The organism is Agrobacterium sp. RC10-4-1 (assembly GCF_014138475.1).
GTDB lineage: Bacteria > Pseudomonadota > Alphaproteobacteria > Rhizobiales > Rhizobiaceae > Agrobacterium > Agrobacterium pusense.
Window position 1 is genome coordinate 151,320 of the sequence record NZ_JACJIT010000004.1, and the last position, 20,403, is coordinate 171,722.

The 20,403-nt window shown below is 60.9% G+C and carries 15 protein-coding genes; 8 read left to right on the top strand and 7 right to left on the bottom strand.

Features of this window, described 5'->3' with window-relative positions; genetic code table 11:
• Nucleotides 1-55 precede the first annotated feature (55 nt).
• Nucleotides 56-6,421, bottom strand: coding sequence for an apolipoprotein A-IV repeat region-like domain-containing protein (locus FHW77_RS12390; protein WP_034495736.1), 6,366 nt, complete (start codon nucleotides 6,419-6,421; stop codon nucleotides 56-58).
• A gap of 476 nt (nucleotides 6,422-6,897) precedes the next feature.
• Between FHW77_RS12390 and FHW77_RS12395 the strand changes: the two genes are divergently transcribed.
• A complete protein-coding gene (locus tag FHW77_RS12395) occupies nucleotides 6,898-7,266 on the top strand; it encodes an Hpt domain-containing protein (RefSeq protein WP_004441477.1) in 369 nt (122 codons plus the stop codon).
• A gap of 131 nt (nucleotides 7,267-7,397) precedes the next feature.
• On the top strand, nucleotides 7,398-7,718 hold the full coding sequence (locus FHW77_RS12400) for a 2Fe-2S iron-sulfur cluster-binding protein (RefSeq protein WP_004441480.1): 321 nt from the start codon (nucleotides 7,398-7,400) through the stop codon (nucleotides 7,716-7,718).
• 302 nt (nucleotides 7,719-8,020) lie between these two features.
• Here the strand turns inward: FHW77_RS12400 and FHW77_RS12405 are convergent, their stop codons facing one another.
• Complete coding sequence (locus tag FHW77_RS12405) at nucleotides 8,021-8,647, bottom strand: DUF922 domain-containing Zn-dependent protease (protein WP_004441483.1); 627 nt, start codon at nucleotides 8,645-8,647, stop codon at nucleotides 8,021-8,023.
• Nucleotides 8,648-8,750: 103 nt separating this feature from the next.
• Between FHW77_RS12405 and folP the strand changes: the two genes are divergently transcribed.
• The 3 genes from folP to folK all read left to right on the top strand — a co-directional run bounded on the left by folP (nucleotide 8,751) and on the right by folK (nucleotide 10,575).
• On the top strand, nucleotides 8,751-9,611 hold the full coding sequence (gene folP, locus FHW77_RS12410) for a dihydropteroate synthase (protein WP_004441485.1): 861 nt from the start codon (nucleotides 8,751-8,753) through the stop codon (nucleotides 9,609-9,611).
• Nucleotides 9,612-9,689: 78 nt separating this feature from the next.
• Complete coding sequence (gene folB, locus FHW77_RS12415) at nucleotides 9,690-10,055, top strand: dihydroneopterin aldolase (RefSeq protein ID WP_003502532.1); 366 nt, start codon at nucleotides 9,690-9,692, stop codon at nucleotides 10,053-10,055.
• Between the two features lie 4 nt (nucleotides 10,056-10,059).
• Nucleotides 10,060-10,575, top strand: coding sequence for a 2-amino-4-hydroxy-6-hydroxymethyldihydropteridine diphosphokinase (gene folK, locus FHW77_RS12420; RefSeq protein ID WP_004441490.1), 516 nt, complete (start codon nucleotides 10,060-10,062; stop codon nucleotides 10,573-10,575).
• Between the two features lie 13 nt (nucleotides 10,576-10,588).
• Here the strand turns inward: folK and FHW77_RS12425 are convergent, their stop codons facing one another.
• The 4 genes from FHW77_RS12425 to FHW77_RS12440 form a co-directional block, all read right to left on the bottom strand.
• Nucleotides 10,589-11,149, bottom strand: a complete 561-nt coding sequence (locus tag FHW77_RS12425; protein WP_004441493.1) for a hypothetical protein — start codon at nucleotides 11,147-11,149, stop codon at nucleotides 10,589-10,591.
• A 129-nt stretch (nucleotides 11,150-11,278) separates the two neighbouring features.
• The gene (locus tag FHW77_RS12430; RefSeq protein WP_004441496.1) at nucleotides 11,279-12,358 is read right to left on the bottom strand and encodes a YcjF family protein; all 1,080 of its coding nucleotides are present in this window, start codon (nucleotides 12,356-12,358) and stop codon (nucleotides 11,279-11,281) included.
• Nucleotides 12,355-13,833, bottom strand: coding sequence for a YcjX family GTP-binding protein (locus FHW77_RS12435; protein WP_004441498.1), 1,479 nt, complete (start codon nucleotides 13,831-13,833; stop codon nucleotides 12,355-12,357). Before FHW77_RS12435 ends, FHW77_RS12430 begins: the two co-directional genes overlap by 4 nt.
• Nucleotides 13,834-13,960: 127 nt before the next feature.
• Entirely contained in the window at nucleotides 13,961-14,437 is a 477-nt protein-coding gene (locus tag FHW77_RS12440; protein ID WP_044458792.1) for a SixA phosphatase family protein, read from the bottom strand.
• 302 nt (nucleotides 14,438-14,739) lie between these two features.
• Between FHW77_RS12440 and dksA the strand changes: the two genes are divergently transcribed.
• Complete coding sequence (gene dksA / locus FHW77_RS12445; protein WP_004441503.1) at nucleotides 14,740-15,159, top strand: RNA polymerase-binding protein DksA; 420 nt, start codon at nucleotides 14,740-14,742, stop codon at nucleotides 15,157-15,159.
• 103 nt (nucleotides 15,160-15,262) lie between these two features.
• On the opposite strand, the gene FHW77_RS12450 is transcribed toward dksA, so the two are convergent.
• Entirely contained in the window at nucleotides 15,263-16,510 is a 1,248-nt protein-coding gene (locus FHW77_RS12450) for a flagellar biosynthetic protein FliO (RefSeq protein WP_182590499.1), read from the bottom strand.
• Between the two features lie 659 nt (nucleotides 16,511-17,169).
• Here FHW77_RS12450 and cckA point away from each other — a divergent pair.
• Both cckA and clpS read left to right on the top strand, forming a co-directional pair.
• Entirely contained in the window at nucleotides 17,170-19,758 is a 2,589-nt protein-coding gene (cckA, locus tag FHW77_RS12455; protein WP_004441511.1) for a cell cycle histidine kinase CckA, read from the top strand.
• Between the two features lie 284 nt (nucleotides 19,759-20,042).
• Nucleotides 20,043-20,399: an ATP-dependent Clp protease adapter ClpS gene (gene clpS / locus FHW77_RS12460; protein WP_003502541.1), complete on the top strand. Its 357-nt coding sequence runs from the start codon at nucleotides 20,043-20,045 to the stop codon at nucleotides 20,397-20,399.
• Nucleotides 20,400-20,403 lie beyond the last annotated feature (4 nt).

Sequence of the window (20,403 nt, forward strand, 5' to 3'; positions counted from 1 at the left end):
GCGCAAAAGAAAAACCCCGGTCTTCACCGGGGTTTTTCTTTCAGTGTCGTTCAGATCAATTAAACCGACCCGCCGCATGGGCAAGCATCGTATAGACCTTGCCGGTATCTGAGGTGAGGTAGGATTGTGTCACGGTCCGGTCGCGGTCGGTCCGGGCCACATCGGCAAGCAGCTTCTCGAAATCGTTGATATAGCGGTCAACGGCGGTGCGGAACTCCGCTTCACGCTCATATTTGCGCTTGATCTCGTCGAAGGTCGTCTGGCCTTTCAGCGTGTAGAGACGACGGGTAAAGACGTCGCGTTCGCCACGCTGGTAACGGCGCCACAGTTCCACCGACGCATCGTGATCGATGGCGCGGGCGATGTCAACGGAGAGCGAGTTCAGCGATTCCACCATGTGGCGGGGATTACGGGTGTCGGCTGCACGGGTCGGCTGTTGCTCGGTGCTGGCGCGCGGTGCGGGGGCTGCGGGCGTCTCCTGGGAGGCGCCGCGCAACAGATCGCTGATCCAGCCGCCGCCTTCTTCGCGACGTCCCGCCTGGCTTGGTGCGACCGGCTGCGCCGGAGCGGGTGCCTGACGATTCTCGACTTGCCGGTTTTCGACCTGGCGATTTTCGAGCGGCAACGTGCCGCGCAGGGCAGGTGCTGGCTGCTGCTGCGCCGGGCGCTGCTGTTGAACCGGCGCCGGGGCTGCGGGCTGCGGGCGCGGCTCTACACGGCGCTCGACGGCCGGCTGGGTTGCGGCGATGGCGCGGGCAACCGGCTCGGACACTTCCATCTGCTGCGTCGAGCGGCCGACGAGTTGGGAAATATCCTGCAGCGCCTTGATCTGCTCGGATACGGCGCGGCGCATTGCGGCCGCACTTTCCTTGGCTTCTTCCGGCAGGTCGAAGGCACCACGCTTCAGTTCGGCGCGGGTCGCGTCAAGTTCGCGGCGGATATCGTGGCTTGAGCGACGGATTTCATCGGTCGCGCCGGCGAAGCGGCTCACCGCTTCCTCGACAGCCTGGCGCAGCGTTTCCTTGAGGTTGGCTGCGGCAGCATTGGATTTTTCGGAAGCACTGCCGAGAAGGTTGTCGACTTCCGAAAGAGAGGATTCGACACCGCCGCGCAGGCGGTTCACGAGCTCGTCGGAATATTTCTGCGCGTCGGAAAGCGTGCTCTCGATCGAGCGGCTCGCATCCTGACCGGCGGCAAGCAGGGCGCCCCGCATGGTCTGTGCCGCCGAACGGGCGCGCTGTTCGGTTTCATCAAGCGAGCGGCCGATATCGGAGAAGGAAGCCTGCAGATTTTCACGCAGGTTGCCGGCGACGTTTTGCGAACGCTCTTCAGCCTCGTTAAGTGTGGTTTCTACCACACCAATGACATTGCGCATGGCGCTTTCGATTTCCTCGGAACGCTTGACGAGGCCGACAGACAGGCTGCGCAACGCATCCTGGCGTTCTTCCAGCGTGCCGACGAGGCTCGACTGGGCGGCATTCAGCAGCTCGGATGCCTGGCTCAGCACCTTGGAATGTTCTTCGAAGCGGCTGACGATGCCAGCGACCTGCGCCAGCGTCTGGCCGGAAATATTCGACAGACGGTCGATCTTTCCTTCCAGCAGACGGCTGGAACTGGACACCATGTCGGCGGCCTGCGACGCGGACTCCGAGAAACGGGCTGCAGACGCATTCAGCGCTTCATCCGCTGCACCGAAGCCCTGAGCGGCGCGCTCAACGGCCGAATTGAAGTTGGTTGCCGACTGTTCGACGATTTCGGCCATGCTGTTATGGGTCTGCGACAGCATATCCGTGCTCTGACGAGTGGCGGCAACCAGCTTGTTGGCTGCTTCGCTTCCGGCGCGGGCATATTTGTCGATACCCTGTTCGACGGCGTCCGCCATTGCAGTATGGGTTTCCGACAACATGTCGGTGCTCTGGCGGGTGGCTGCGACCAGCTTGCTTGCCGCATCCGTTCCGGCGGCGGCATAATCGCTGATTGCCTGCTCCACCATGCCGACCATGCCGCTATTGCTCTGCGACAGAAGCTCGGCGCTCTGCTGGGCGGCGGAAACGATCTTTTCGGCGGCTTCGCGGCCGATGGTGGCATATTCGTCGACGACAGGCTTTGCCTTTTCCTCGATAAGACGCGACAGCTCCGCGGAGCGGCTGGCCAGCATCGAGTTGAGTTCGCGGGTGCGGTTGTCCAGTGCCGAACGGATCGATTCGCCGCGCGCGTCGAGGGCGGATTCAACACCCGTCAAAGTCTCGGAAATGACACCAACCTGTGAGCGGACAACGGCTTCAGCCTCGGCAACCTTGTTGACGATGATGTTGCCCGCCTCGGAGAAGGTCTGCGCCACGGCGGCAGCCTGGCCGGAGAGGCGCGTCTGTGCATCCGAAATACGGTTGACGATTTCACCCGAGCGTTCCTCGATGGCCTTGGTAAAGGCCTCGTTCTGTGCCTGCACCTGTTCGGCGAACTCCGCGCCGGACTTCGCCAGCAGGGCGGAGGAACGGGCAGCTTCGTCGCCGATGCTTTGCGTGGCAGAGGTAACCGCCCCACGCAGGCTGACAGCAAGATCGGTGGCCTTGCCTTCGATGGTGCGATTGACGTTTTCGAGACCGATCGTCAGTGCGCGGTCCATCGTGCCGAGGCGCTCATCGATGCGGGCCGTGCCGGTATCGAAGGTTTCGGCCAGACGGCTGGTGCGGCTTTCGAAGGTGTCGGCAACGCGGGTCGTCTGCTCGTCCAGGATGCCGGTGATCCGCTCGGCGGCCTCATCGCTGGTGCGCGCAAAGACGGCTGTCTTGTCTTCCAGCGCCTCGGCGAAGCGGCGGCCGGCATCCTCGATCGACGTGTTCACATTGGCGAGATCGCCGCCGACGCGTGCCTGAAGCGTATCGAGAGAGGTCTCGATGCGGGTGCCGGTTTCGTCGAGACGGGTGGTGACGTTGCCGATAGAGGTCTCGATTTTCGAGGATAGGGCGTCCGTCGCGCCGCCGATTTCGCGTGCGGCTTCGCCGATCTTGACGGCGATATCGCCGGCGCTGTTGCGAAGACGCTCTTCCAGCGTTGCCGCACTACCGTCAATCGCCTTCTGCAGCGTTTCCTGCTGGGTTTCGAGCGACAGTTCAAGCATGCTGGCGCTGGAGGCGACAGTGGTGCCGATCATCATCGCCTGCTCGGAGAGCATGTCGCCCATCTGGGTCGTGGCGGCGCTGAGCGTGGCTGCAATTTCTGCCTGACGCTGCTCAAGCGTGCTGCGGATGTCCTCGTGCGATTGCGAAAGATTGCTTTCGAGGCGCGAGACGCCTTCTTCCACGGTCTGCGCAAACCGGGTGCTGCCGTCCTCAACGACGCTTTCAATGCGGTTGGCCGCGCCCGAAACGCTTAGCTCGATCAGACCGCTGTTGCGTTCCAGCGATCCGGCAATACGCTCGGCCTGCGAGCCAAGCATGGTTTCGAGCCGCTCATGGCCGCTGGCAAGCGCATTTTCAAGCGTGAAAGCAGTGGCTTCCAGGCGTTGGCCGACGCCGGCCGCCGCAAGCGAAAGCGATGACGCCCTGGCGTCCATGGCTTCGGCGATCCGTTCTTCGACACCCGAAATGGTCATGTCGAGCGCCATGGTGCGGCTGTCGAGCGCATCGGCGATGCGTTCTTCCGCACCCGATACGATACCGGAAAGAGCCGCCGTGCGGGTGTCCAGCGCGCTGGCAATGCGGTCTTCCACGCCGGAAACGGCGCTGTGCAGGGCGGCGGTGCGGCCGTCGAGAATATCCGCGATCTTTTCCTCCACGCCCGAGAAGCTCATGTCGAGCGCCATCGTGCGGCTGTCGAGGACGTCGGTGATGCGCTCTTCCGCGCCGGAAACGACTGACTTCAGCGAATCCGTGCGGCTGTCGAGCGCGCCGGCGATGCGGGTTTCGGCGCTGGCCACCAACTCGCCGAGAACTGCGGTGCGTGAATCGAGCGTTTCGGTGATTTTTTCCTCGACTCCGGAGAAGGCCATATCCAGCGCCATCGCGCGGCTGTCGAGTGCATCCGTGATGCGTTCTTCCGCACCCGAAACCACGGCGTTGAGGGCTGCGGTGCGGCCGTCCAGCGTTTCTGCAATCCGGGTTTCGGCGCCCGCCACCACATCGCCGAGCGCGGCTGTACGGCTGTCCAGCGCGCCGGCAATTTTCTCTTCGGCGCTCGCCACGATGCCGGTGAGGGCGGAGGTGCGGTTGTCGAGCGTCTCGGAAAGCCGTTCCTCCACATTAGCGAAGGTCATGTCGAGAGACAGCGTGCGGCTGTCCATGGTGTCGGCGATACGTTCCTCGACGCCGGAAATGGTGCTGGAAAGCGCAGCCGTGCGGCCATCAAGCGTTTCGGCGATACGGCTCTCGGCTCCGGAGACGACGTCGTGCAGGGCAGCCGTGCGGCTTTCCAGCGTGTCGGAGATGCGGTCCTCGATGCCGGAGACTGCGCCGGTAATGGCTGCGGCCCGCGTTTCGAGCGTTTCGGCAAGGCGACGTTCCACGTCGGCGACGACGTTGTTGATCGCAGCTGCACGTTCGTCGAGCATGGCAGCGAGGCGTTCTGCCGTGCCGGAGACGGAGCCGGTAATAGCCATGGAACGGCTGGCGAGCGCTTCGTCGAAACGGTTCTGGCTGGCCGAAAGCGCGCCGAACAGGGCGTTGCTGCGTTCCGACAGTACGGCGTCGATCTTCTCGTGCGAATTGGCGAAGACGTCTGTGATTTCGGCGGTGCGCTGGCCGATCGCGTCGCTGAAGGCCTGAGTCCGGGCCTCAAGCGCGCTTTCCAGCATTTCCTGACCCGTGCCGAGCGCGGTGGCGAGCGCCAGCGACTGATCGGTCATGGTGGTGCCGATGCGTTCCAGACCGGCGCTCAACATGGTGTCTAGCGCTTCAGAACCGCCCGCCACGGTTTCGTTGATCCGGGCAAGGCTTTCCATCAGCTTGCTATCGAGGCTGCCGGCGCGCTGGTCGAAGGCGCTGGCGAATTGCGCCACGTGTTCATCGAAGGCCGAGTTGACCTGACCCACCGTCGCCTGCATCCGTTCCTCATAGAGGCCGGAGCGGAGATCGAGATCCATGATGGCGTCGTCGGCCGTGCTCTGCAGGCTCTGGCGGAAGGAGAGGCCTTTTTCCTCGAGCGTCGTGGAGAGCTTGTCGAGCACGGTATCCAGCGAACCGCCGATGATCTGCTGGCCGCGTTCGATATTGCGGTTGAGCTCGAGCGTGCGGCTGGAAAGCGTCTCGTTGAGCTGGCGGGTGCGTTCTTCAAGCGCGCTGTTGAGGCTTTCCACGCCGCTGTCGAGCGTCGAGGCATGGATCGCGAAGCGTTCGAGCAGCACTTCACCGCGTTCGTCCAGCGTCGAGGTGAGATTATGCAGCCGCATGTCGAATTCGTTGGAAATCGTCGTGCCGGAGGAGTTCAGCGCCTGAAGCAGGTTCTCGGTCTTGGCAGCGATCAGGCTGCCCATCGCTTCCGTCGAAGCGCGCGATTTTTCCAGGAGAGCCGCCGAACGTGTGTCGATCATCGACGCGAAGGCCTCGCCGGTCGTGGCGATCCGCATCGAAAGCTCTTCGCCGACGATGGAGAGTTCTTCCTTGATCTGTTCCTGCGCGCCGACGATGGAGGAGCGGATGCGCTCGGCATGGTTGACGATTGCGTCGCGTTCGGCGGTCAGTTCCTGCACGAGGCTGCGCACGCGCAGCTCATTGTCCGCATAGCTGCGCTCAAGCGCATTGACTTCGGAATGGACGAGGGTTTCGAGTTCCGTCGCACGCGCAATGGTGCGCTCGATACCGTCATTCATGGCCGAGACTTCACGGCGAACCGCCTGGCCAACGGACATGATGCGGTCAGAGGCAACGGTTTCGGGTTCGGCAAGCCGAAGCGCGACTTCCGCCATGGAGCGGGCGGCGTTGCGCAGATCGCGGGCACGCGCCATCATGATGGCGAAGGCGAAAAACAACATGACCGGCACCAGAATGCCGACGACGATCGCCATCAGGCCGGGGATCGCGGCAAGGTCGGAAAGCGAACCGATATTCCAGAGCGCATTGCCGTAAAGAAGATGCGCGATGCCAAGGCCGCCGAGCGCCCATATGACCGACATGATCGTGGCGTTGCGAAGCGCGCCGCCGATGGACCCGCCTTCCAGCGATTTGAGGATCATGGCCGGGCTGCGCTTGGACCCGTCATTGGCCGCTTCGAGATTGGGCGATTTCGGCGCCGGTTCGACAGGCGTGCGCGCGACTTCGGGAGCAGGGGTCGGTCTGCTGGCTTCCTTCACTCTGGCCTCCGGCTGCTTCGGCGCTGCAGTCTTCCGCGTCTCCGGCTTTTCTTCGAAAGCGCCAAGCTGCAGGGCATCTTCCAATGCCTGGAAAGCAGTCTCGTCGACAGAGTCGCTGATCTTGTTATTCGCCATGCGGTTACGCCTCGTTACACATACGCCCGGCTTCATGCCGTTGGACCGCCTGCCTATGCAGGCGGACTGCCGCCATCATGCCAGCGGAACATATCCCTCATGAGAGAACAATCCCGCCACTTACCAAATCCCGAATGCTGGTGATCCAGCTTTCGGGCGAAATTACAACACTGTGCCGCAATAACAAAGCTTGTGCTTAGGCCTCGCAGCAACAGCAGTACCGTAGTGACACATTTAGGTGTTCGAAACAATTAATGCGGATTTGCGGTGGTGGCGAAGTGTCGGCTTTTTAACAGTTTTTAAACCTAAGTTTCACGCTGAACGCCTTGTTTCGCATAAGTTTAACATAAATTAACCATAGCAGAAGATTTTCAGCCGCGTCACGCCGTAATTTAAGCCGATAGCACCGGTTAGGATGCCTGAATACGACACAGATGTGACACGAAACAGGAAACGGCAAGACAGGAATTTGAGACATGGCAGCAGTCAGTATCGCTTTCGAAGCGCCCGATAATTGCGGCGGCGCGCCGGTCACTGGAAAAAAGCCTATCGATTTCGATCATCTGGCCCGTCAGACGATGGGCGACAAGGATCTTGAGATCGAGGTGCTGCAACTGTTCAGCCGCAATGCGCGCGCCGCGCTGCACGAAATGGCGGGCGCCGGCGACACGGGCGTGAAGGCGACCGCGCATCGTCTGAAGGGCGCAGCACAGGCTGTCGGCGCCTTTGGTGTTTCTGTGGCTGCCGCCGCCGTGGAGGCTGGTGGCAATGACAGCGCCGCGATTGCAAAGCTTGCGGCCGCCATTGTCGAGGCCGAAAATTTCATCCTGAAACTTTGCCGCTGAGGCGTAATTCATCAAAATTGCGGTTTCGCAAGGCCGGTTGAGGCCCTGGGCGCCCTCCAAGCGGGTTGCCAAGGCGAACCGGCCTTTCTATGTGTTTAGAACAGTTCTTAGATCACATTCTGGATTTCGGCATGACAAAACTGACAATCGTTGCCTTTGACGGCACGCCCCATGAACTCGACGTGAGCAACGGTTCCACCGTGATGGAGAATGCCGTGCGCAACTCCATCCCCGGCATCGACGCGGAATGTGGCGGTGCCTGCGCCTGCGCCACCTGTCATGTCTATGTCGACGACGCCTGGTCGGAGCGCGTTGGCGGGTCGGAGCCGATGGAAGAAGACATGCTGGATTTCGCTTTCGACGTGCGGCCGACTTCGCGTCTTTCCTGTCAGATCAAGATGAGCGACGACCTTGACGGTCTCGTCGTTCACGTTCCTGAGCGCCAGGGCTGAGACGAAACGGCTTTGCGGCAGAAAAAGCCCCGCTCACCAAGGTAGCGGGGAGCGGGGCGAGGCGGGTACGCAGCATGCAGGCGAGGGAGGAAACACCTGCGAGCCCTCAAGTGCGCACCGGGAGAACCGGAGGCGGCTGCGACCATCAAAGCTTTTGAGACAGTATGGTCCGAAACCGTACGTAGAACGTACAATGAGTCTCACCGGACGCACCATCACCAGAAGTCACGGGTGAGATCGGACATCACGTTACGTCATGTCGGCCAATCATTCAGCTTTGTCGGAAGAAAGGCGCAGGCCTCTCAGCGGCGGCTCTGTCCCTGTTCGAGCCGGTTTTTCAGGAGCCGTGTCATGCGGGCATCGAAATTTCGCGATTCCACCACGTCGAACCGCATCTGGTCCCTGTCGTGCTCGTCCATCACCGTCTGGGTGATCTTGCCAACCATTTCCTGCAGCGTTTCACAGTTTTTCTGGGGGCGAAGCGCGGTCAACTGCCGTTCGAGCGAACGGGCGTGAGTGCGGGCGATTTCGGCGTGCCGTTCCTCGTGGCGCTTGATATCGGCAAGCAGCGTATCCCAGATGAAGGCCAGTTCCGCCGTGGTGCGGCGGCGGTTTTTCCATTGCGGCAGGAGAATCCGGGTATTCAGCACCACTTTGGCGGTTCCGACGCTGCAAAGGCCGTTTTTCTCAACATAGGTGAGTTCGCCACCGAATTTGATTTCGGTCGCGCCCGGATGGCGCGCGCCGGTATTGCGGGTCAGCGGGCCGTGCCTGGAAAGCTGCTGGTCGAGGTCGGCGGCGGTTTTGCCGCTGATCGAAAAATAGGAATAGGTCTTGCGGACGATGGTTTCGGAAAAAGCCGGTCCGGGGATGGAAAGTGCGACTGCGACCGCCAAAGCGGCGCAAAGAGCACGTGATGATTTGGTCATGACCCGGCCTTCCGGTTGAACTTGAAAAACGTTTGCTGCATAGGCGGAGCGGAACTTATAAGAATTGGCATAACACTCCGTTATTCCGAAAGGCACGTGTTACGTGATAACAGCCGGCAGCAACGCGTGGCAAGCGGCCCATGGCCGCTCCCTGAAACTTGATGGGCGTGGCCGTATTATGGCCATCGTCAACGCAACGCCCGATTCCTTTTCGGATGGCGGTCGTTATCTCGCCGTCGATGCGGCTTTTTCCCATGCGCTGACCTGCGCGGAAGAAGGAGCCGACATCATCGATATCGGCGGCGAGTCCACCAGGCCCGGGGCTGCCGCGGTAACGGAAGCCGAGGAGCAGGATAGGGTGCTGCCCGTCATCGAGAAATTGCGCCGCGAGACGGATGTATTGATTTCCGTCGATACCTATCGCGCTTCGACGGCTCGGCTCGCCATCGCGGCAGGGGCGCATATCGTCAATGACGTTTTCGGTTTGCAGAAAGACGCCGAAATGGCGGGCGTGGTCGCCGCCACCCGCGCGGGCGTCTGCATCATGCATACCGGCCGCGACCGGCAGAAGCTCGCCGATGTCATCGCCGACCAGTTCGAATTCCTCAATCATTCGCTCGAGATCGCCGAGGACGCGGGTGTTGCCCGCGATGCCGTCGTGCTGGATCCCGGTTTTGGTTTTGCCAAGGATGAGCGGGAAAATGTTGAGCTGATGGCCCGTTTCAGCGAGCTTGCCGCCTTTGGCCTGCCGGTTCTTGCCGGCACGTCGCGCAAGCGTTTTATCGGGTCGCTGACGGGCCGGGATGCGGCCGATGAACGCGATATCGGAACGGCTGCGACGACGGCGATCCTGAGGCTTGCCGGCGCTTCGATTTTTCGTGTGCACAATGTCGCCGCGACGCGTGATGCATTGGCAATCGCCGATGCGGTTCTTGCCAAAGCGTCGGCAAAGGCCGATGCCTAGATCAATGAGTGCCGGAATGTCATGTCCCGAGGAGGGTGCGGCTTTCCGGCGAAACAGTCCTGCCATGGAGGCGATGCGATGAGCCGCTATACCATCATCCTGAAAAACTGTTCCTTCTTTGCCCGTCATGGTCTTCTTGAACAGGAAGAGGTGTTGGGGCAGCGCTTTTTCGTCGATGCCGAGATGGAGGTCGAGGCGGGCGACGCGCTGGAAACCGACGATATTGAGAACACCGTCGATTATGGCGTGGCTTTCGCGGTCATCGAAAAGATCGTCGTCGGCCAGCGCCGGTATCTCATAGAGGCGCTTGCGAACGACATCGCCAAGGCGCTGCGTGCCCGTTATCCGCAAATCGTCTGGCTGCGCATCACGGTGCGCAAGCCCTCGGCGCCGGTTCCAGGTATTCTGGATTATGCACAGGTGAGCGTTGAACACCGAGCCTGAAACGATGACCGTCGCTGCCCTGGGTCTCGGCGGCAATATCGGCGATGCGGCCGCCGCCATGGCCAGGGCACTGCGCGAACTCGATGCGCATGGCGATTGCCGCCTGATGGCCGTCTCCAACCTTTACCGCACACCTCCATGGGGCAAGACCGATCAGGCCGATTTTTTCAATTGCTGCGCTTTGGTCGAGACCGCGCTTCCGGCGCCCGCGCTGCTGGAACTGTGCCTCGATATCGAAAAAGGCATGAAACGGGTACGGACGGAACGCTGGGGCCCGCGCACCATCGATATCGATGTGCTGACCTTCGGGAACCAGTCTATCGTTACGGAAAGCATTGAAGTGCCGCATCCACGCATGACGGAGCGCGCTTTCGTGCTGATGCCGCTTGCTGATATAGCGCCTGATCTCCAGGTCAGGGGAAAGTCCGTCCGGGAATGGCTTCAGCAGGCGGACAAGAGCGGCATTGTCAGCGCAAACGAAAAGCGGGAGTGGTGGACACTCCCGCCTGGCAATGGCTGAAAAACTGTAGTCTTTACGGCTTGATCGAGCCGACAGCCAGCTGGTCGATATCGCGCGCCAGCGTGACGCCGATGACCGGTATCATCTGATCGGCGACCTTCACCGAGATGGTGATGTTCATCGAATTGTCGTTGGAGACGCGGGCAACCATTGCACCGTTGAGTTTGGCGCGGTTGATGCCGACGACGACCTTGTCGCCGCTGACCTGTCCGGAGGTGATGTCCAGACCCTTGCCGGCCGCGCCATCAAGGAACCTGCCTTCGTAGCTGTTGCCCTTCTGGCTGATGACGGCGGACATGGGCTGGCTGAAGACGCCGACGCGGCAGGTGCCGCCGAGCTTTATGCCGGTCTGCTTGTCGTCAAGCGGTTCGCCCGTCAGGTCGCAGGTGAATTTCGTGCCCTTGTATTTGCCGGCGACGATTTCGCCCGGACCCTTCCAGACGCCGGCAACGGAGCGGAAAAACACGTCGTCGCGATCGCGTGATGCGGCATGCACGTCAGACATGCCGAAACCGCCGCTGACGGACAATATGGCGGCAAGTCCGCCCACAAGCGAAAAGAAGCGCGAATACATGATACTTTCCCCGGCGAAGAAGCCTGTTCGATAGGCTGCAATCTACCGGCGGAATGGTTAATGCTTGGTTTATTTCACTCTCATTTGCGGCGTCATCCGTAACCTTTTGAACCGCTCAAAGTCGAGCAATCAGGCTTTCTCGCCGCTTTTTCCACTGCTTAAATCGGGCGTGAGGTCGGACATGAAATCGCCGATTCCCGGCCGTTTCACAGCCCTGAACGGCAGCGGGCGGCAAAGATCCATTGCGGCAATGCCGATTCGCGCCGTCATCAGGCCGTTGATGACGCCTTCGCCGAGACGTGCGGAGAGTTTCGAAGCAAGGCCGTGTCCGAGAACCTGTTGAGCGAGCCCGTCACCGACGGCGATCGAGCCCGTGACGGCGAGATGGGCGACAACATCGCGCAGGAGTTTCAGCATGCCGAGCGTGCCGGGACGGCCGCCGTAAAGCTCTGCCATGGCGCGCACCAGCCGCGTCACTTCGAACAGCACATAAGCGAGATCGACGACGGCGCGTGGACTGACGGCAGTGACAACCGAGACTCGTTTCGAGGAATTGAGAATCAGCGCCCGCGCCTGTCGGTCGAGCGGCACCAGCAGTTCACGTTCGGCAAGCTCGATCAGATGCGGGCCGTCGATGACATCGCTTTCCGTTTCCTTCAGCGCCGCGCGCCCCTTGGCCGTTTCCGCCCGATGGGAAAGGACGGCATTCAGGCGGGTGACGATGGCGCGGGCGGGTTTCGGGCTCTTGTCAAGGCTTGCCGTCTCGGCATCCGCCTTGAGAGATTGTACGGCATTGAGCCGCATGATGCCGAAGACTTCGCGGCCGACGAGGGCGAGAACCGCAAAAAGCGCCACGATGAGGGCGATCGTTGCCGTGTAGCCCAGCCAGTCGGAGCGGGAAAACAGATTGCGGATGAGCTGATCCGCCCAGAGCCCGAAGGCAAGCGAGAACAGGACACCCAAAGCACCCAGCGCCAGCTTGCCGAAGGAGAAGCGGCTTTTCTTCGGTATCGCCACGGGCAGAGCGGCAGCGTCTATGTCCTCAGGTGCCAGAAACGGATCGTCTTCATCTGGCGTCAAAGATATCTCCGCATCGAAACTGCGCGGCGCTCGCTTCTGCGTGGCGGACGGTCGTGCCGTCTCTTCCGTCTCGAGCGTGAAAGCGGCGGGGCGGCGCGTCTGCGGATCGTTTTGTGTGGGAGCTTTCATGCGAGCTTGTCTCCGAACAGGAACTGCATGGCGCGGTCGAGCCTGATATGTGGAACGGAAAGCCGAATGCCGCCGCTGCCCGGCTCGTCAATGTTGGGCGGTCGAAAACGCACGACATTGACATCAGGTAGTGTCGCCTTGTCGCCATCCCGGTCTATGCTGCGGAACAATGGCTCCGGATCGTCAGGCAGGTCGCCCGGAAAGATCGCTGTCTTGCGATTGCCGTCAAATGTCTCGCCATTGATGGTTTCGCCGGTCATCGGCGTGCCCACGATGACGGGCAGTTCGTGGCCATCCTGTCGAACGCTTGCCTCTCTCGTGGCGCGAACCGAAGCCAGCGCCATGACTTCGATACCGGCGCCATTCATTCCGATGGTGGTGATGGCGCGGTCGACCAGACGCCGGGTCAGGCGCTCCAGCCGGTCATGGCTTTCGTGATGCAGATGATCGGCCTTCGTAGCCGCAATCAGCACCTTGTCGATGCGACGGCCGATCAGCGACGACAGCAGGCTGTTGGTGCCGGGGCGGAAACAGGCGAGAACATCGCCCAGCGCCCGCTCCAGATCCTGAACGGCTTCCGGACCGCGATTGACGGCCTGCAGCGTGTCGATCAGGACGATCTGCCGGTCGAGGCGGGCGAAATGCTCGCGGAAGAAAGGTTTGACGACGATCGACTTGTAGGCGTCGTAGCGCCGCTCCATCATGGCGCGCAGGGAGCCTTTCGGCGCTTTTTCGTCCGTCAGGCCGGGAAGCGGCGCAAAGGTCAGCGCGGGCGACCCTTCCAGATCGCCGGGCATCAGGAAGCGGCCGGGCGGCAGGGTGGACAGCGATCTCTCGTCGGACTTGCAGGCCTTGAGATAGGCCGCGAAGCTTTCAGCCAAGCGTCGGGCCGTCATTTCGTCGGCGGGCGCGTTGATATCGAGCGAAGAGGCGATGGCCAGCCATTCCTGTGCCAGCTCGGCGCGGACCCCGCTTCCGGCCAGCGAGACTGTGGTATCGCTGAATTGCCTGTAATCCTGCGACAGAAGCGGCAGGTCGAGCAGCCATTCGCCGGGGTAATCGACGATATCGATAGAGAGCTTGCCGGCCGAGAACCAGCGGCCCCAGCCGCTGGCGCTCTGGTAATCCAGCGTGATCCTGAGTTCTGAGATCGCCCGCGTCGAATCCGGCCAAAGCCGGTCGCGCACCAGTGCCTGGATGTGATCTTCATATTGGAAACGGGGAATGGCGTCGTCCGGCTGCGGCTCCAGCCGCACGTTAGAAACGCGTCCGGAGCGCATGGCCTCAAACAGCGGCAGCCGCCCGCCGTTGAGAAGATTATGGACCAGCGAAGAGATGAAAACCGTCTTGCCCGCCCGCGAAAGGCCGGTGACACCAAGCCGCAATGTGGGGTGAGTGAGGTTACTCGCGCGGTCGGCCAGATTATCGAACGCAATGAGCGCACTGTCTGTCAGGGACGTAAGAGAAGGCGGCAATGGCAATTTCCCGGCTGCGTTAAACGGTCACGGCTGCAATATAGGAAGATACGGTTGCCCAAAAAAGAAGCGCGCCAGCGGATTTTCAGCGCGCCTTCTTTCCGCAATTCATCGCGCGCCGAAGCGATTATTTGCCCGGTGCGAGGAAATCGATCAGCCGCCAGCGGTCTCTGCCGTTGCTGGCACCGCCGTCGTGATCCAGAACCGCGAGGCCCGATGTCGGAAAACCCGAGGGCAGGGCTGCATGCAGCAGGTCCTCGCCTATCATCGCTTCCAGCGTTGCCTCCATGGTGGGGTTATGGCCCACCAGCATCACTGACTGCGCCTCCGTCTGAGCGGCGACAAGGGAGAGATAGGTTTCGCTGCGCGCATTATACATCTCATCGACATAGAAGATGTCTATGCCTTCATTGAAGGCCCTTTGCCAGGCCTCCGTTGTCTGCCGGCAGCGAACGGCCGTGGAAGACAGGAGGACTTCGGGCCGGTAGCGGCGGTCGGCGGCGAGGTCGGCAATGACCTCCGCCTCGGCAAAGCCGGCCTCGTTCAATCCCCGGTCGAAATCCCGTTCTCCCGGCGCCGCCCAGGCGGCTTTGGCGTGGCGCAGAAGATAAACTCGGCTCGGGGAAGATGCTGTCAAGGGCGGGGACCGGCGTTCGAATGTCAGGGCACGGGCGGAATGCTACAGGATTGGGTTGCAGGACCGCAAGTCCTCTTTCCTGTTGGTAAGTCGCGTTGAAGTGATTGAAGAAGAGATCGCTTCAATACGAATAAAGAATAAAAATTAGTCATTTAGATGATTTTTGTGTCAGTTTTAAAAATGCCCGAAAACTGATCTGTAGACTTGAACCGGCCACTATCATTGGAGTATACACCGCCGCATTGAGATGTTCTTCGAGGAGAATCGCGTTGAGTGAGAAGATCGATCTTAGCAAATATGTGCTCTCGGAAGACGATGAGTTCATGAATGCCAGCCAGCGCGCCTACTTTCGCGCGAAGCTCATAGCCTGGAAAAACGATATCCTGAGAGAAGCGCGCGAGACGCTCGGACATCTCGCCGAAGAAAGCGCCAACCATCCCGATCTTGCGGATCGGGCCTCTTCCGAAACAGACCGGGCGATCGAGCTTCGCGCCCGCGACCGTCAGCGCAAGCTGATATCGAAGATCGATGCAGCCCTTCAGCGGATCGAAGACGGCACTTACGGTTATTGCGAGGAAACAGGCGAGCCCATCGGCCTCAAGCGTCTGGACGCGCGCCCGATTGCGACCCTCTCCATCGAAGCGCAGGAGCGCCACGAGCGTCGCGAAAAAGTCTACCGCGACGAATAAGGCTAAGCCGCGTCAGACCGGTGACACTATAAAAGAACAAGGGCACGGAAACGCTTCCGTGCCCTTTTTTATGCAATAGCCTCGGCCGGGTAAATTCGTCCCTTCAGCGGTCGCGGGTCACCGAAAGCTCACCGAAGATGCGTGCCATCTCCTTCTGGACGTCACCATCCGGCGATGCGCCGGTGACTGGTGGCGTGGCCGGCTGCGGTTTTGCCTGCTTTTCCGCTACGGGGAAAGTGGCCGGGTCACTATCGGCTCCCTTGCTTTTGGCGATCTCAGCTTCGAGGAAGCTCTCGAAATCGCTGGCCAGCTCGTCTGAAAATTTCGGCTCGGTGTCATTGGCGGCGACAGCCGGATTCTCAGGCTTGGGTGGGAACGGAACAGACGGTGCGCTCGCCGCCGGGTTCATACCGGGAAGAACCCGCTCCCGCGCAGCGTCGAGAAAATCGGCTGCGATGGATTGATTGATCACCGGCTCGCGCGCAGCGAAAACGGGCGGCGCAACGTCCGCAGGCCCGTCCTCTGCCGTCTTTGCTTCTATAGGTCCCTGGGCCGGGATCGGCGGCGCAACCGGTGCGGGGGCGGGTGCCGAGGGTTCGGCCCGCTTAAACTCCGGCCGCTCCGGGGTGATGGGGAGTGACGCGGCGGCGACGGGCAGAACGGTCGCGCCCGTCGGGGCTACGGTCACCGGTATTGGCGGCGGGGCAGGACGGGCCGCCTCCCGCTCGGAAGGTGCAGGTCTTGCCGGCGCGGCGGATTCACGCGCCGTCGGAGGCGGGGACGCAGGCGGCGGTGGCGTTGCCGGGCGCGGCGACGGTGGTGCTGCCGCTGCTGTCGGCGCGGGACGTTGGGCTTGAGCGGGCGGTTCCGGCCGTTGCGGCTGCTTCACCAGCTCCTCCGCTATCGAAGCGGGCGCAGGGGCCTGAGACGGTTGCTGCTGCGGCAGCACGGCGCGGCGTTCCGGTGAGATGGAAGGCTCGGTCCTTTTCGGCTCGCTTTCCTGACGCGGGAGCGCCTTGAGTTCCGGCTCCTGCACATCCCTGACGATCGGGATCGCGCCTATGCCGCTCTCGATGACGATATCGGTTGGACCGCCGATCATGACCAGATGCTCGACATTGTCGCGTCGCACCAGCACGAGGCGACGCCGCGCATCGACGGCTGTGGCGTCAAGCACCTGCAAACGTGGCTGCCGGTTGCGGCCGCCGCGGATAAAGGGCGCCGAACCGCTTCGTCTGCGCAGGATCCACAGAGCAATCGCCAGAACGAGGAGGGCCACACCCACACCGACGACGGCGACGATGAGACGGTTTCCATAGGTGCCGATAAAATCTTCCATCATGGAGATCATCCCTTCAGATTTTTGGCTTTTTAATTTCTTGGGCAATTAATATTGCCGTGGTTCTTATAATGTGAACATCAAGCACGAAAAGACGATTTTTTTAGGCGCAACACAAGGTTTATTCATTTCAGCACGGGCATCGCCCTATCGATGGCAACGGCGCCACCAAAGCGCCACATCTCGTCCTTCAATGCTGGGCGAGAGCGAAAGTTGCAATTCTTCCAATAGAAGGGAGCGCTTGCCATGTTCCGATCCCGTCTCGTCGGACCCGTACTGAGGCGCTGCAGTGCCGCCCTGTTGATTTCCTGTTCGGCAGCGGCGGATGATAAGGCGCCAGACAAGGTTTTCACGATGGATGAGTTCGTTCGGGACAACCCATCGTGTGTGGACTTTACCGATGGATGTTCGGTCTGCACCGTCAGTGACGGCAGGATTGAGTGCTCCGCGCCGCGGATCCAATGCCAGGTGAGGGAACTCACCTGCACGCGCCATTAGTCTTTTGAGGCTGATATGCGGCTTTGAAGCCGTTTTCGCTGTGCGTTTTAAGCCTTTGTGTCGCTGCGGAGCTTTTTGAGGGTCGAGCGAGTTGCTACAAGAAATTCTGCTGCCCGATTCCGTCCGGAGTGCGGGACTGTTCGAATGACGACCTGCACGACTGCGAGGCCAAGATGACACGGGTGCGCGAGACAAGCGACAACGACCTTCCGCTGGTGGACAGGCGTGCCCGTTCCGGCACGGTGTTGCGCATTCTGCTGCTGGCGCTGGTGCTGATCGCCGCTGCCGCCGCCTTTGTCTATTTCAAAGATTCTCTCGAAAACGAAATCGTGCTCGGCATTCTTGGTGTGCTGGCCATGATGGGCATTTTCTTTCTGGTTTCGTCGATCATCGGTTTCATTGAGGTGATGCCGCAATCGCAATCGGATGGGCTTGCACGCCGGTTTCTCTCTGCCCACCCCGATGGTACGCTGATAACAGATGCCAAGGGGCATATGGTTTATGCCAACGCCACCTATTGCAGGATGAGCGGCACCACCAAGGCGAGCGATATCCAGAGTCTTGAAACATTGCTGTCGCGCAGCCGGGAAGCGACGGAGGCTCTTTACCGTCTCATCAACATGCTGCGCGAAGGCCGCGACGGCTACGAAGAATTTCGCCTGCTGAAACCGCTGGGCGAGGATTCCAATGCGGGGCCACACTGGTACAGGCTGAAGGGCAGGGTGCTGAAGGATTCGGGCGGCGAGGGGCTGCATGTCTTCCAGATTGCCGATATCACGCCAGAGCGCGAAGATCAGGAGCGCTTTTTCCGCGAATTGCAGAATGCCATCGATTACCTCGACCACGCGCCGGCCGGTTTCTTTTCCGCCGGTCGCAAGGGTGAGATCGTTTATCTGAACGCCACTCTGTCGGAATGGCTCGGCATCGATCTCGCACAGTTTTCGCCAGGCTCGATGACGGTCTCGGACATCGTCGCCGGCGAGGGCATGGCGCTGATCGAATCCGTCCAGCCCCAGGGTTCAGCAAAGCGCACCGAAATCCTCGATCTCGACATGCGCCGGGTGAACGGCCAGAGCATGCCGGCCCGCCTCGTCCACCAGGTCACCGCAAAGGACGGCGCGCCGGGTGAGAGCCGTACCATCGTCCTGATGCGGCCCAAGGGGCAGGAGGATACCGAATCTTCCTCCGCCATGCGCTTCACGCGCTTTTTCAACAATACACCGATGGCGATTGCCTCGCTTGACGGCGATGGACGCATCCTGCGCATCAATGCGCCTTTCCTCAAGCTGTTCTCTGGCGTTGTCGGGCGCGACGATATTGATCGCGGCGTGGCACTCGAGACAGTCCTTCACGACAATGAAAAGCCGCGCCTTGAACAGGCGCTCGCCGAGGCCAAGGACCGTCAGGGCGATATCGCGCCCTTCGATTCCCGCCATCCGAGCGACGAGACCAGGCATTTCCGTTTCTACGTCAATGCCGTCATCGACCAGGACGACGAGGCGCCGGAAGAGGTGGCAATCGTCTATGCGATAGAGGTGACCGAGCAGAAGGCGCTCGAAACCCAGATGGCGCAGACGCAGAAGATGAACGCGGTGGGCACGCTCGCAGGCGGCATTGCCCACGATTTCAACAACGTGTTGACCGCCATCCTGCTGTCGTCCGACCATCTGCTCTTGCAGGCGCGTCCGGCCGATCCGAGCTTCGCCGATCTGATGGAGATCAAGCGAAACGCCAACCGCGCCGCCGTACTGGTGCGCCAGCTTCTGGCATTCTCGCGCAAGCAGACGATGCGCCCGGCAATCCTCAACCTGACGGATGTGATCGGCGACCTGCGCATGCTGGTGGACAGGCTGATTTCCGGCACCAATGTCAAGCTGGAGGTCGATTACGGCCGGGATCTGTGGCCGGTGAAAACAGACCTGTCGCAGTTCGAGCAGGTGCTCATCAATCTCTGCGTCAATGCACGCGACGCCATGCCCGATGGCGGCAAGATCACCATCAGGACACGCAACGTCGACGCAGAAGAGATCGCCGCGCTCGGCCGTCCCGAATTCCCGGCCGAAGACATGGTGATGGTGGAAGTTGCCGATAACGGCACGGGCATCCCGCCGGAGATCATGGACAAGATTTTCGAACCGTTCTTCACCACCAAGGAAGTGGGCAAGGGCACGGGCCTCGGGCTGTCGATGGTCTACGGCATCGTCAAACAGTCCGGCGGCTATATTTATCCCGAATCGGAAGTGGGCAGGGGAACGGCCTTCCGCATCTACCTTCCGCGCCACGTGGTGGAGGCGGTTCCCGGCACTGGACAGCAGCCAGGCGAGGCGGCGCTTGCTCCGGTCGCCGCGGCCGAGCCGGTGAAGGAAGAGCCGCTGGACCTCACAGGCAAATCCGCCGTCGTGCTGCTGGTGGAAGACGAAGAGGCGGTGCGGCGTGGCGGCAAACGCATGCTGGAAACGCGCGGCTACACCGTGCACGAGGCAGGCTCAGGCACAGAGGCGCTGGAGGTGATGGAGGAACTGGAAGGCAAGGTGGATATCGTCGTTTCCGACGTCGTGATGCCTGAGATGGACGGCCCGTCGCTGCTGAGAGAGCTGCGCAAATCCTATCCAGACCTGAAATTCATCTTCGTTTCAGGTTATGCCGAGGACGCCTTCGCGAAAAACCTGCCGGCTGATGCCAAGTTCGGTTTCCTGCCCAAACCCTTCTCATTGAAGCAGCTTGCCATCGCCGTGCGCGAAATGCTCGACGACAAGGAGTGAGACCGGCGCCGTCGAACCGAATTCGGCAGAGCGGCCGCCTGTCGCAGCCGTCCGCATTTGGCGCGAAGGCGCGCCCATGCGGACGGGGTATGTCTTCTCGGACTTCGGTTACCTCTCATATCCCGCACTTTTCGCGAGGTTTGCCTCTTCGCAAACGCAATAGTGATTGCACCGTCGCGCAAGGGGCTTAAAATCGCTTCTTAACGACCTAAATATGGAGAGGCGAAGTTCTCCCTCCTGGCAATCAGCTGTCGGTTTGAGAACAGTTTGGAGAATGATGAAAGATGATCGCTAAGCCGATCTACATGCAGGGCGAGGGCGAAGGGGAAGACGGGGGCGGTACCAACCGTGGAACGTCTGTTATCACCCGCGTTAAGCCGAAGACGAAAAGACCGAATTTGTACCGTGTTCTTTTACTGAATGACGACTACACTCCCATGGAATTCGTCATTCACATTCTGGAACGGTTTTTCCAGAAAGATCGTGAAGCGGCAACCCGCATCATGCTGCACGTGCACCAGCACGGCGTAGGCGAATGCGGGGTGTTTACATATGAGGTCGCAGAGACGAAAGTAAGCCAGGTCATGGATTTCGCCCGACAGCACCAGCATCCGCTGCAGTGCGTCATGGAAAAGAAATGAGGAT